Origin of the sequence: Lujinxingia vulgaris, assembly GCF_007997015.1 — a bacterium.
Classification (GTDB): Bacteria; Myxococcota_A; Bradymonadia; order Bradymonadales; family Bradymonadaceae; genus Lujinxingia; species Lujinxingia vulgaris.
Window position 1 is genome coordinate 56,593 of the sequence record NZ_VOSM01000001.1, and the last position, 13,420, is coordinate 70,012.

Here is a 13,420-nt window from a genome sequence, read left to right on the forward strand (position 1 = left end):
GAGGTTGTGGGTGGGAGCGCCTCCGGGCGCATAAGGCTGGACGCGGTGAGACGAGGGCAGTGGCATGGGCAGACGACGAGTATCGGGAGCGGGGCGTCGCAACCTTCTTAGAACAGCTACGTTTGTGGCGATGACGGCCCTGGCCTCGCCAGCCTGGGCGTCGGGAGGGCTCGGCGCGACCAGCGCCCTGGTGGTGCACTACACCCTGATCGCTCTCGGTGCCGCGGTGCTTCTGGGCCTGGCCGCAAAACTCGCTCTGGAGAGCGCGCGTCTTGTAGGCTGGATCAGTCACGACCGCGCGATGCGCCTTCGCCGCGGGCTTCGCGTGAGTTTTGGCGCGAACTTCCTGCTGGCCGCCATCACACCCTATCTCGCGCTGAACTTCGCGCTGGGCTCGGTGCTCACCTTCCTCTCATTGGCCGCGCTGATGGTGGCCGCCTGGGCCTTCGGCGCCAGCCGCCAGCCGGAGGTCGAGCACGCCGGCGGGGTTTGACCCTCAGCGTCGCCCTGCGTATCTTCGAGGCTCGCGCACCCCGCGCGGCGCGCCCACCTTCTGGCAACGCCAGCGTCTGGCTGCCAGTCGCGCCTCCCGCGCCCGGCATCGTCCAAGTTGCGAGTCTCCCTTCATGCGCATCCTCTCGTTTCGCTCCTTTCGGCGAGCGCTGCTCGTCGGCGCGTTGCTGATCTTTTGCGTCAGCCTGGCCGCCTGCCCCTCGTGCTCGCAGCAGGTCGATGAAGGCGACGCCTTCGTGGTGATCCTCGACGCATCGCCCAAAGGCCTCGACCCGCGCTTTGCTACCAGCGACTCCAGCGCCAAGATCGTGGGCCTTTTGCACGCCGGGCTCGTCTCACTGGACACCGCCAACGGCGACCGCGAGCTGCGACTGGCGCACACCATCGAACAGACCTCTCCGGTGCGTTACGAGGTGGAGCTGCGCGACGACATCTTCTTTCATGACGGCACCCCGGTGACCTCGGCCGACGTCGAGTACACCTACATGGAGCTCGACAGCGAGCTTGTGCGCTCTCCCTTTGCCGGCCTCACCCGCCGCATTGAGACCTTTGAGGTGATCGATGAACGTCGCTTTGTCATCACACTAAAAGAGCCTCACGCCCCCTTTATGAGCGACATGGCCCTGGGGATTGTGCCGCGCCATCAATGCGCCGGATTTGAAGAATGCCCGGGCGCCCCGCTGGGCGCCGGGCCCTTTGCCTTTGTGTCGCAGCAGGGCGATATGCGCGTGGAACTGCGCGCCTTCGACGACTATTTTGAGGGGCGCCCCGCTATTGAGCGGCTCGTCTTTAAGGTGGTGCGCGACGACAACGCGCGCCTGCTCGCGCTGCTCGGAAACACCGCCGACCTTGTGCAGAACGCCGTCGCCCCGCTGATGCTCCCCGTCGTCGAAGACTCCGAGCGCCTGGAGACGATGAGCACGCCCTCGTTCAAATACACCTACCTGGCCTTCAACCTGGAACACGAGATCTTAAAAGATCAGCGCGTTCGGGAGGCCATTGCGCATGCTATTGATCGTGAGGCGATCATTAAACACAAGTTTCGCGGGGCCGCGCGCCTCTCCACCGGCATGCTCGCCCCGGAGCACTGGGCCTACGAGCCGGACGTGAAACGCTTTGACTTCGACCCGGAGCGCGCTCGCCAGATCCTCGATGAGGCAGGCTACGCACCGGGCGCAGACGGGGTGCGTTTTGAGCTGGATTTTAAGATCTCCGCCAGCAAGTTTCGTCGCTCGATTGCCGAGCTCATCGCCCAGCAGCTTGGCGAAGTCGGGATTGCTGTGCGGGTGCGCTCCTATGAGTGGGGCACCTTTTTTCATGACGTGCGCAGCCGCAACTTCGCCATGACCACCCTGCAGTGGCCCTCGGTGCTTGAGCCCAGCCTCTACCGCTGGATCTTTCACTCCGAGAACATCCCCTCGCCAGACAACCGCGCCGCCGGCGCCAACCGCGGCGCCTACCGCAACGCGCGCGTCGACGAGCTGCTGGAAGCCGGCGACCGCGAGACCAACCCGGATAAGCGCCGCGCCATCTACAGCGAGGTGCAGCAGATTCTGGCGCGCGAGCTCCCCTACGTCTCGTTATGGCACGAAGACAACATCGCCGTGCTGCGCAAAGGCACCGAGCGTTATTACACCACGCCCAACGCGCGTTTTGACGCGCTCAAGCAGGTGATTCCCGCGCATAAGGCCAACATCCAGCCGACTGTCGAGGTTCAGCCATGAGTGAGCCCATGTCTCAAGAGTCTCAGGCGCCGCCGGGCTCCGAGGCGACGCCTGCAGGTGCGCCGCCCATCGACAAAAAGAACATGGCCCTCTCCACGCTCATTGGCCTTGTGGTCGGAGTGCTGCTGGTGGTCAACGCCTGGAACCTCTGGGGCCCCAGCGCCGGACTTCGCCCCGGCCAGCCCGCCCCGGAGCTCTCCCTGCCGATGCTGGGCAGCGATGAGGTTGTGGATCTTCAGGACTACCGCGGTCAGGTGGTGCTCATCGACTTCTGGGCCACCTGGTGCCCGCCCTGCCGCGAGCAGATGCCCACGCTTCAGCGCCTGGCCGATGATCCGGAGTTTGAGGCGGCGGTGCTCTCGGTGAACACCGACGATCCGACCGACGATCGCGAGGCGCTGGTGGCGACCTACCTCGACTACAACGGCCTGACGCTTCCCACGCTTCTCGATGAGGGGCCGGCCCGGGCCAGCTTTAAGGTGCGCGCGGTGCCCACGCTTGTGGTCGTGGATGGGGAGGGCCGCGTGGTCAAGTCGAGCTCGGGCCTGCACTCGGAGGCCGACCTGCGGAAGTTCGCCGAAGAGGCCGCCGCGCGCTGAAGGTTGGCGCAGCGCGTCATTTTTTCACCCGTTCGGGGGGTAAGAAGGGCGATTTTGCCCATATTTCGCGCCTTTGCGGGCGATATCGCCTTTATCCAGGGGAAGGTGTGGGCTAGTGTGGTTGTTACCAGATCACAAACGCAGACCCCCCGTGGAGTTCGTCGCAATGGGTGAACACGACGTCAAAGGCATGGTCGGTGGAGATCAACTCCGCCACTTCATGCGCCGCTTGCTGGGCGATGTTCGAGCGCTGGAGAAGATGCTCGATGAGGGCATGATCGAGAGCGGCATCCGCCGCATCGGCGCCGAGCAGGAGCTCTTTTTGCTCGACAGCTCGTATCGTCCCGCACCGCTGGCGATGCGCGCGCTGGAGCGACTCAACGATAAGCGCTTTACCACTGAGCTCGCGCAGTTCAACCTGGAGTTCAACCTCGAGCCCCGCGTCTTCGGCGACGATTGTCTCGGTAAGATGGAAGACGACATCGTTGAGCTCGTCGACAAGGTCCGCGAGGTGCTGGCCGAGGATAAGGGCCACGTGGCCCTGGCCGGCATCCTGCCCACCCTGCAGAAGAGCGACCTGGGGCTGGACTCGATGACGCCCAACCCGCGCTACCGCATCCTCAACGATGCGCTCAGCCGCCTGCGCGGCGGCGATTATGAGTTTTATATCAAGGGTCAGGACGAGTTCATCGTCAAACACGACTCGGTGATGCTCGAGGCCTGTAACACCTCCTTTCAGGTGCACTTTCAGGTGGGGCCCGAGGAGTTCGCCAAGCTCTACAATGTGGCGCAGGTCGTGTCCGCGCCGGTCACGGCGCTGGCGGCCAACAGCCCGCTGCTCTTTGGAAAACGCCTCTGGCATGAGACGCGCATCGCGCTCTTAGAGCAGTCGATCGACACGCGGCCGACCCGCCATCATATGCGCGACTTAAACCCGCGGGTGACCTTTGGCACCAAGTGGATCGACGACTCCGTGCTGGAGATCTTCCGCGAAGACATCGCCCGCTTCCGCCTGCTTTTTGCCACCGAGCTTGACGAAGATCCCTTTGAGGCGCTGGCCGCAGGCCGCGTGCCCGGGCTCAAGGCACTGTGTCTGCACAACGGCACGGTCTACCGCTGGAACCGCCCCTGCTACGGCATCAGCGAGGGGCGCCCGCACCTGCGCATTGAGAACCGCGTGCTCCCGGCCGGCCCGACTCCGGCCGATGAAGTGGCCAACGCGGCCTTCTGGTTCGGGATGATGGCCGGCGTCGTCGACGCGTATGGGGATATGCGCGAGAAGATGAACTTCGACGACGCGCGCCACAACTTCTTTGCCGCAGCGCGCCACGGCCTCGACGCCCCGATGACCTGGCTCGATGGCAAGTCCGGCACGGTGCGCGAGATCATCGAGTCGACGCTCTTACCGCTTTCCCGCGAGGCGCTCACTCGCCATGGCATCCGCCCGCAGGACGTCGATCGTTACATGGGCATCATTGAGGATCGCGTCGCCACCCGCCGCACCGGCGCGAGCTGGCTTCTCCAGTCGTACTCCGAGCTGGGAAGCAGCCTGACGGCGGGCGAAAAACTCAGCGCGCTGACCGCCGCCACCGTGCGCCGTCAGGAGGCCAACGAACCGGTGCACACCTGGCCGCTGGCCTCGGTGCAGGAGCGCACCACCTGGCGCGACAACTACCTGAAAGTCTCTCAGTACATGACCACCGATCTGATCACGGTGAATGACGGGGAGCTCATCGACCTTGTGGCCAGCGTGATGGACTGGCAGCACCTGCGCCATGTGCCCGTCGAAGATAACGAGCATCGCCTGGTGGGGCTTGTGACGCGTCGCACGATGATGCGCCTGCTGGGAAGCGGCGCGCTGCGCGATGAGGAGCCGGTGCCGGTGAGCCAGATCATGGAGCGCGATGTGATCACGGTCACCCCCGACACCCTCACCCTGGATGCGATCCGACTCATGGGCGAAAAACGCATCTCGTGTTTGCCGGTGGTCGATGGGGAGAAGCTCGTGGGGATCATCACCGAGCGCGACTTTATGGACATCGCCCGCGATCTTCTGGCCGACAAGCTCCGCGGTGAGGAGCCGCCGGCCGAGGCGCAGGCCGCCGAGTAGGCGCGTGGGGTAACAAAGGCAAAAGGTCTGTCGGAGCGCGATGTGGGCGCTCATGGAGGCGGTCGAGCGGAGCTCGGTCGCCTCTTTTTTTTGCGACGTGGCGAAGATCGCCGGCGGGCCGCCGAAGATGCCGGTCGCGTTCCCCGGGGGCGAATTTCGATGCTGACGCGATCGTTTCCCTTAAGGCTTCGGGAAGAGTCCCACCGGGTCCTTTACGCCCCTTAAGCCCGGGGAGTATCATCCGCGCCGATGCCGAGAGGCGGCGCACTCCGATGAGCTTTCCGTGTTTTTTGCCAGGTTTTGCCGATGTCTGACTTCGTTCACCTGCACGTCCACACCCAGTACAGCCTCCTCGACGGGGCGATCCGCATCCCGAAGTTGATGAGCCGCGTCTCCGAGCTGGGCATGGGCGCGGTGGCCATGACCGACCACGGCAACATGTACGGGGCGGTGGACTTTCAGAAGGCGGCGAAGAAGGCCGGGCTCAAGTCGATCATCGGCGTTGAGATGTACATGACATCTCACCCCTACGAAGAGTCCAAGGAGCCGAAGAGCTACCACCTGACGCTGCTCGCGCAGAACCTCACCGGCTACAAAAACCTGATGTACCTCAACTCGATGGGCTGGCTAAACGGCCAGCACGCGCGCACCGGGCTGCCGCGCATCGACTTTGAGCTGCTGGCCGAGCGCAACGAGGGCATCATCTGCCTCTCCGGTGACCTGGGCGGGGAGGTTAATCAGCACATCCTTCGCGGCGATCTCGACGCCGCCCGTGAGGTCGCCGCCCGCTACCGCGAGGTCTTTGGTAAAGATCGCTACTACCTGGAAGTCATGGACAATGCGCTGCCCGAGCAGCGCAAATGCACCCAGGCGATGGTCGAGATCGGCCGGGAGCTCGACATCGAGCTCGTCGCCACCAACGACTGCCACTACCTGGCCCGCGAAGATGCCCGCGCCCACGCCGTGCTCATGTGCATTCAGCTGGGTAAGACCGTCGACATCGATCGCATCATGGAGCACGGCGTCGACCAGCTCTACGTGCGCAGCGCCGAGGAGATGTACGAGGCTTTTGCCGACATCCCGCGCGCCTGTGAGAACACCGTGCGCATCGCCGAGATGTGCGACCTGGAGATCCCGCTCGGTGAGGTCTTCCTGCCGCAGTACGACGTGCCGCAGTCCTTCCGCAACGAGCACGAGGGGGCAGACACCAAGACGATCATCCACGAGTATTTTCGCCACGTGGCCCGCGCCGGGCTTGAGGAGCGTTTTGCGGAGTTCGACGCCCTGGGCGTGAGCTACGACCGCCAGGAGTATGAGGAGCGCCTGGAAGTCGAGATCGGCATCATCTGCCAGATGGACTTTCCGGGCTACTTTCTGATCGTGTGGGACTTCATCGCCTGGTCGCACGAGCACGACATCCCGGTCGGCCCGGGCCGCGGCTCCGGTGCCGGTAGTCTCGTGGCCTACGCGATGCGCATCACCGACATCGACCCGATGCCTTACGATCTTCTCTTCGAGCGCTTCCTCAACCCGGAGCGCGTCTCGATGCCGGACTTCGACATCGACTTCTGCATGAACCGTCGCGGGGAGGTCATCGACTATGTGACCGAGAAGTACGGCTACCATAACGTGGGTCAGATCGTGACCTACGGTCAGCTTAAAGCCCGCGCGGCGATTAAGGATGTGGGACGAGCGCTGAACTTCAGCTACGGGGAGACCGACCGCCTGGCCAAGCTTGTACCGGATGTGCTGGGCATCTCGCTGCAGGAGTCGCTGGATCAGGAAAAACGCCTGCGCGACCTCTGCGAAGAAGACGAGCGGGTCGACACCCTCTTCGACATCGCGCTCTCGCTGGAGAACCTCAACCGCCAGGCGGGCATGCACGCCGCCGGCATCGTGATCTCCGAGACCCCGCTCTGGGACTTCGTGCCGATCTGCCGCGGCGCCAACGGCGAACTGGTGACCCAGTACGCCAAAAACGAGGTCGAAGAGGCCGGCCTTGTGAAGTTCGACTTCCTGGGGCTCAAGACGCTCACGGTGCTGCAGGACGCCATCAAGCTCATCAACCAGCAGCGTGAGGCCCGCGGCGAAGAGCGTTTCGATCTCAACGCCATCCCGCTTGATGATCCGGAGGTCTTTAAGCTGATCTCCGCCGGCAACACCACCGGTGTCTTCCAGCTGGAATCCTCGGGCTTTCAGGAGCTTTTGAAAAAGCTCAAGCCCAACTGTTTTGAAGATATCATCGCCGCGGTGGCCCTCTACCGCCCGGGCCCCCTGGGAAGCGGCATGGTCGATGACTTCATCGACCGCAAGCACGGCAGAAAGCAGGTCGAGTACCCGCACCCCTGGCTCGAAGATGTGCTCAAGCCCACCTACGGGGTCATGGTCTACCAGGAGCAGGTCATGAAGACCGCCCAGGTGATGGCGGGCTACTCGCTGGGCGGCGCCGACCTGCTGCGCCGCGCCATGGGCAAGAAGAAGCCCGAGGTCATGGCCCAGCAGAAAGAGATCTTCGTGGCGGGCGCGCTCGAAAAAGAGGTCGACGAGCAGAAGGCCTCCGACATCTTCGATCTGATGGCCTATTTCGCGGGTTACGGCTTCAACAAGTCGCACTCGGCGGCCTACGGCCTGATCACCTACCAGACGGCGTATCTGAAGACGCACTTCCAGGTGGAGTTTATGGCGGCGCTGATGACCAGCGACCGCGACAACACCGACAAGATCGTGCGTTTTATCAACGAGGCCAAGGGCTTAGGCATCGAGGTGATGCCCCCCGACGTCAACGAGTCTCTGCTCGACTTCAGCGTTGTCGATCAGAAGATCCGCTTCGGGCTCGCGGCCATTAAGGGCGTGGGCGCAGGCGTCATTGAGGTGATCCTGGAGGAGCGCGCGGCCAACGGCCCCTTTGAGAATCTTTATGACTTCTGCAGCCGCGTAGACCTCAAGAAGATCAACAAACGCACCATTGAGGCGCTGGTCAAAAGCGGGGCGTTCGACTCTATCGGACCGGCGATCACCGAGCAGTACATCGGGGAGATCTGCGCGACCCGCGCCTCGATCTTCGCGGCAATCGACACCGCAGTGGAGCGCGGCCAGAAGGCTCAGCACGATAAAGCCGTGGGTCAGTCCAGCCTCTTTGGCATGATGGCCCAGGAGGTGCGCGAAGAGGTGCTCGACGACAGTTATCCGGAGTGCGCCGCCTGGAACGACCGCGAGCTTCTGGAGAACGAGAAGACGCTTCTGGGCTTCTACGTCACCGGCCACCCGCTCGACCGCTTTGAGAGCGAGCTGGGGCTCTACGGGGCCTCCACGACTCATGAGTTGATGACGAACGGCTCGCTGCGAAACCGCGCCAACGTGGCCGTGGCCGGCGTGGTCAGCGCGATGCGCGAGGTGCCGTTGAAGAGCGGTGACGGGCGCATGGGCTTTATCACCATTGAAGATAAGACCGGTGAGATTGAGGCGATCGCGTTTAGCTCGGTCTACGCCGAGGCCGAAGAGGTGATTAAGAGCGGTGAACCCCTCCTCATCAAGGGCCAGATCCAGGAGGAGGGCGACCCGGAAAACCGCACTCGCCGCATTCGCCTGGAGTCGGCGTCGACGCTGGAGTCGGAGCGCGAGTCGAAGGTGCGCCAGGTCATCGTGGAGATCGGCGTGGAGCAGGTCACCAACGGCCAGCTCAAAGAGCTGCAAAAGGTGCTCGCTGCGAACTCCGGGCATTGCCGCACGACGCTCGTCTTTAAGAAACAGACCGCCCAGGGCGTCGGGGAGGCGCAGGTGGTGCTTCCGGTCGACTTTGCGACCCGCCCCACCGACGGGTTGCTGATGTCGATCGAGCGGCTCTTTGGCAGAAAATCAGTGCGATTGAGCTAAAATTCGCATTTGCCGCGTGCGCAGAAATCCCGCGTGGTTCAAGCTCGAAGTCGCCATCGGAGAGCGCGCCTGAAAAGGCGCGCTCATTTTTTTTTCATCATTCAGGAAAGATCCGGGCGCGGCGAACGATAATAAACGTGCGGCCGGGAGGGTGTTTGGATGTATTTATGATCGTATCGCGAGCCGTTAAGACCTGTTGACGGGGGGCGTCGGGGTGACTATACACGTGTTTAGTGTTCGGGTGTGCAGGGGAGCCCGACCTCGTCAACGGACCGATTCAGACTTCGCTCGCCAGCCATGGAGGTTGGGGGGCCACTCTTTGGAGATAGCGATATGTCGACCGATAAGAGCAACAAAGACAAGGCGTTGGACCTGACGGTTAAGGCGATCGAGAAGCAGTTCGGCAAGGGCTCGATCATGCGCCTGGGCACCGACGATGCGCTGGTGCGCGTGGAGAACCCGATCTCCACCGGCTCCATCTCGCTGGACATCGCGCTCGGGGTTGGCGGCTACCCGCGCGGCCGCGTCATCGAGATTTATGGGCCGGAGTCCTCTGGTAAGACGACGCTGACCCTGCACGCGCTGGCTGCGGCGCAGCGCGCCGGCGGTGTGGCGGCGTTCATCGACGCGGAGCACGCCCTCGACGTCAAATACGCCCAGGCGCTGGGCGTGAACATCGAAGAGCTGCTGGTGAGCCAGCCCGATACCGGTGAGCAGGCGCTTGAGATCGTGGACATGCTGGTGCGCTCCAACGCCATCGACCTGCTGGTCGTCGACTCGGTCGCCGCGCTTACCCCGCGCGCCGAGATCGAAGGTGAGATGGGCGACTCGCACATGGGTCTGCAGGCGCGTCTGATGAGCCAGGCGCTGCGTAAGCTTACCGGCACGATCGCCAAGTCGCGCACCTGCGTGATCTTCATTAACCAGATCCGTATGAAGATCGGCGTGATGTTCGGCAACCCCGAGACCACCACCGGTGGTAACGCGCTCAAATTCTACTCCTCGGTGCGTATGGACATCCGCCGCATCGGCGCCATCAAAGATGGCACCGACCTGACCGGTAACCGCACCCGCGTGAAGGTTGTCAAAAACAAGGTCGCGCCGCCCTTTAAAGAGGCCGAGTTCGACATCATGTACGGCCAGGGCATCAGCCGTCAGGGCGACCTGGTGGACCTGGGCTCGGAGATCGGCGTGATCGATAAGGCCGGCTCCTGGTACAGCTACGGCGACGATCGCCTGGGGCAGGGCCGCGAGAACGCCAAGCAGTTTTTGATCGACAACCCTGAGATTGAGGCCGAGATCGAGGCCAAGATCCGCGAGCATTACGGTATGGCGCCGCCGAAGGTTGCTGAAGAGGCCGCCGAGGCCTGAACAGCACCCGCGACTGTGTGCAAGAAGACCGGCGAGTAGCGCGCCGGTGAGAAGCGGCCTGCCCGATGAGGGGAGGTCGCTTTTTTGTGGCTCCGAGGGGAGGCTGGCTTGCCAGATGGCGGGTTGAGTTTAGCAGGCTGGCATGCCACAATCGCGCCAGTTTCCCCGCACTTCACGACGCCATGAGGAGAAGTTGATGTCGCTGGATGCGAGATCGAGAGTGACGCGGACAAGGCGCAAAACGCAGGCGATGCTCTGGCATCGTCGAGGCCTTGCAACGCCGGCCGCAATGCTCTCGATGCAGCAGACGCGGCGTCAACACGAGCTCAGGGCGTAATTAAGCGTCGGCCGCGCCATGCGGCCTGAGCGAGCGCGCCGGGCGCCAGTGAGCTTCTCAGGGGAGTCACCACGCCGCCGGACGCAGCACCAGGATTAAGGCGATGAGCAGCAATCAGGACCTCAACAAGATCTTGCAGATCGCCGTTAAAGGCGGGGCCAGCGACATTCATATCAAGGCGGGGCTGCCGCCGATCTTCCGGATCGACGGGGCACTTTTGCCGCTGCGCGAAGCGCGGCGCTTAAGCCCCGAAGAGATCGGGAAGATGGCCTCTGACATCATGGCGCGTTTTCAGCGCGAGCAGTTCCAGGAGACCCTGGATATCGACCTCTCCTACGGGGTGCCCGGGGTGGGGCGTTTTCGCGTCAACGTCTTTCAGCAGCGCGGCTCGATCGGGATGGTCTTCCGGGTCATTCCCTTTAAGGTCGCCTCGATCGAAGAGCTCTTGCTTCCCGACGCGGTGCGCACCCTGGCCGATGAGCGCCGCGGGTTGATCCTTGTGACCGGCGCCACCGGCAGCGGCAAATCCACGACGCTGGCCTCGATGGTTGATTACATCAACCAGACGCGCACCTCGCATATCATCACGATTGAAGATCCCATTGAGTTTTTGATCCGCGATAAGCGCAGCATCATCAACCAGCGCGAGATCGGCAACGATACCAACACCTTTGCCCGCGCGCTCAAGGCCGCGCTTCGCCAGGATCCGGACGTCATCATGATGGGGGAGATGCGCGACCTGGAGACGATCGAGATCGCGATGACCGCCGCCGAGACCGGCCACCTGGTCATGTCGACCCTGCACACGGTGGACGCCGCCGAGGCCGTCACCCGTATCGTGACCGCCTTCCCGCCGCATATGCGCGACCAGGCCCGTTACCAGTTTGCCAACCTCTTCCGCGGGGTGGTCGCTCAGCGTCTTGTGCCTCGCGCCGACGGAAAGGGCCGGGTGCCCGCGGTTGAAGTCATGCTCTCCACCGCGCGCCTGCGCGAGATGATCCTGGAGGAAGCCACCGCGCGCTCGCTCACCGAGCAGATCGCCAAGGGCTTTGATAACTACGGGATGCAGAGCTTTGACCAGTCGCTGATGTGGCTTTTGCAAAACGGCTACATCACCTACGAAGAGGCGTTGATTCAGTCGAGCAACCCCGATGACTTTGCGCTGCGCGTCAGCGGCATCGGCTCGACCAGCGGCGATGGGCAGTGGCAGGGCTTTGAGGGCCGCGAGAAGGCCAGCCCGGTTGAGGATGACTTCGATCTGGATGAGTTTGAGATCGATCGATTTTAAGAGCTGCGCCCCTCGCCGAGAGACTGGCGGTGGGGCGCGATGGTGTTGAATCCAACATGGCGGCTCGTCGATGGCGAGCGCGCGTGATGAACCACGGTGACGGGGTCGAGACGTGAAGATTGAGCAGCGCAAGAAGACATCCTGGCAGACGCTCGCGGCGATTCTGGCCTGGGCGGCGGTAATGTTGCTGGCCAGCGTGGCCACCGCCCAGGGGCGAGGCGACGATGAGGAGGCCACCCGCGTGACCCTGACCGAGGTTCCGGGCGGGGGCACCGCGCGTCTGATCATGGAGCTGCGCGACATCAGCGGGATCGATGTGCGCGACGCCGATTGGTTTGCCAATCAGGTGCGCGGCCGCGCGTTTCGCATCGAAGGCATCACCGATCGCTCCTCCGATATGATGTGGGTGATGCGCGGCGGCAGCATCGCGGTGGTCATCCACCTGGTGGAGTACGACGCCCAGGAGTACCGGGTGCAGTTCATCACCGCCGAGAGCGGCACCCCGGCGCATCAGTTTCCCATCGATCGCAGCGAGGAGGGGCTCAATCGCACCGGCGCGCGTATGATCCGCGCGGAGCTTGAGCGTTTTCTGGGCATCGGCGGCGCGCCGGTGGCCCAGCCGGCGCCTCAAGAGACGCAGCAGCCCTCGGAGCCGGCTGCGCAGCCGGCTGAAACACAGCCGGGCGAGCGCGCTCAGACCCCGCCCACCGAGAGCGCCCCGGCCCAGGCGGAAGTTGCGCCGATCGAAGACGATCTCGATCCTAGCGACCCGGAGGCGATGCGCCGCCGGGCCGCAGCCGAGGAGCAGGCGCTGCTTGACGCGCTCTCGCGCAACTGGTTGTGGGTCCGCGGCTACGGCCGGATGTTCCGCAAAGACTTCATGGTCGCCGGTGAGAGCGCCATCTTCAGCTACAAGTCGGCCAGCTTCCCCGGCTTTGAGCTCGACGTGGAGGCCTTTCCCTTCGGTCGCACCAACCCGGAGATGGTCGCCGCCGGTATCTACGTCAACTACAGCCACGGCTTCGACGGGCTGAACATCGTCACCGAAGATGAGACCGGGGTCAGCGAGCAGGCCGTCAGCCTGCAGTCGATGGTCATTGAGGGTGGCGCGATCTACCGCCTGGACTCTCCGCTGGATAACTCCAACCGCCAACTTCGCTTTAAGCTCGGCGCGCGCTACGACGGCTTCAGCGCCACCGAGAACCCGATTTTGCCCTCGACCAGTGTGATCTCGCTGGTGGTGGGGACGCGCCTTGTGCTGCCGGTGATCGTCGAGGAGTTCGCCGTGACCGCCGGCGTGGACGTGGCGCCGGTGTCGGTCTTTAGCAAGGGCGGGGAGGTCTTCGGAACAGACTCCTTTAGCTACGGGTTTGGCACAGAGCTCGGGTTTGTGTACGAGTTTATGGACAACCTGTTCATGTCAGCGTCTTATGGGTTCCGCATCACGCGCAGCGACTTCACCGGTCAGGGGGAGAGTGAGTTCGCGGAGTCGGATGCGTTCGATATGAACCAGGGCCTGAAGGTAGGCGTCGTCTACCAGTATTGAGGTCGCACCCCTGGTCGTGTGCGCCTCGCCAGTCACGGTGAGGCGCCTGGCCTTTCTTG

General features: G+C 63.5%; 8 protein-coding genes. All 8 read left to right on the forward strand.

The genetic code is table 11. The annotated features are described in order from the left end of the window. Positions 1 to 124: 124 nt before the first annotated feature. On the forward strand, positions 125 to 493 hold the full coding sequence (locus FRC98_RS00235; protein ID WP_146979306.1) for a hypothetical protein: 369 nt from the start codon (positions 125 to 127) through the stop codon (positions 491 to 493). A gap of 133 nt (positions 494 to 626) precedes the next feature. Continuing rightward, the gene (locus tag FRC98_RS00240; RefSeq protein WP_146979307.1) at positions 627 to 2,237 is read left to right on the forward strand and encodes an ABC transporter substrate-binding protein; all 1,611 of its coding nucleotides are present in this window, start codon (positions 627 to 629) and stop codon (positions 2,235 to 2,237) included. Between the two features lie 8 nt (positions 2,238 to 2,245). Further along, positions 2,246 to 2,836 carry a TlpA family protein disulfide reductase gene (locus tag FRC98_RS00245; RefSeq protein ID WP_230467122.1) on the forward strand — a complete coding sequence of 197 codons (591 nt, stop codon included), beginning with the start codon at positions 2,246 to 2,248 and terminating at the stop codon, positions 2,834 to 2,836. Positions 2,837 to 3,002: 166 nt separating this feature from the next. Beyond that, complete coding sequence (locus tag FRC98_RS00250; protein WP_146979309.1) at positions 3,003 to 4,946, forward strand: CBS domain-containing protein; 1,944 nt, start codon at positions 3,003 to 3,005, stop codon at positions 4,944 to 4,946. A 306-nt stretch (positions 4,947 to 5,252) separates the two neighbouring features. Continuing rightward, entirely contained in the window at positions 5,253 to 8,819 is a 3,567-nt protein-coding gene (dnaE, locus tag FRC98_RS00255) for a DNA polymerase III subunit alpha (RefSeq protein WP_146979310.1), read from the forward strand. A gap of 333 nt (positions 8,820 to 9,152) precedes the next feature. Then, the gene (gene recA / locus FRC98_RS00260) at positions 9,153 to 10,190 is read left to right on the forward strand and encodes a recombinase RecA (RefSeq protein ID WP_146979311.1); all 1,038 of its coding nucleotides are present in this window, start codon (positions 9,153 to 9,155) and stop codon (positions 10,188 to 10,190) included. Between the two features lie 440 nt (positions 10,191 to 10,630). Further along, positions 10,631 to 11,815, forward strand: a complete 1,185-nt coding sequence (locus FRC98_RS00265) for a type IV pilus twitching motility protein PilT (RefSeq protein ID WP_146979312.1) — start codon at positions 10,631 to 10,633, stop codon at positions 11,813 to 11,815. A gap of 112 nt (positions 11,816 to 11,927) precedes the next feature. Next, on the forward strand, positions 11,928 to 13,361 hold the full coding sequence (locus tag FRC98_RS00270) for a hypothetical protein (RefSeq protein WP_146979313.1): 1,434 nt from the start codon (positions 11,928 to 11,930) through the stop codon (positions 13,359 to 13,361). Positions 13,362 to 13,420 lie beyond the last annotated feature (59 nt).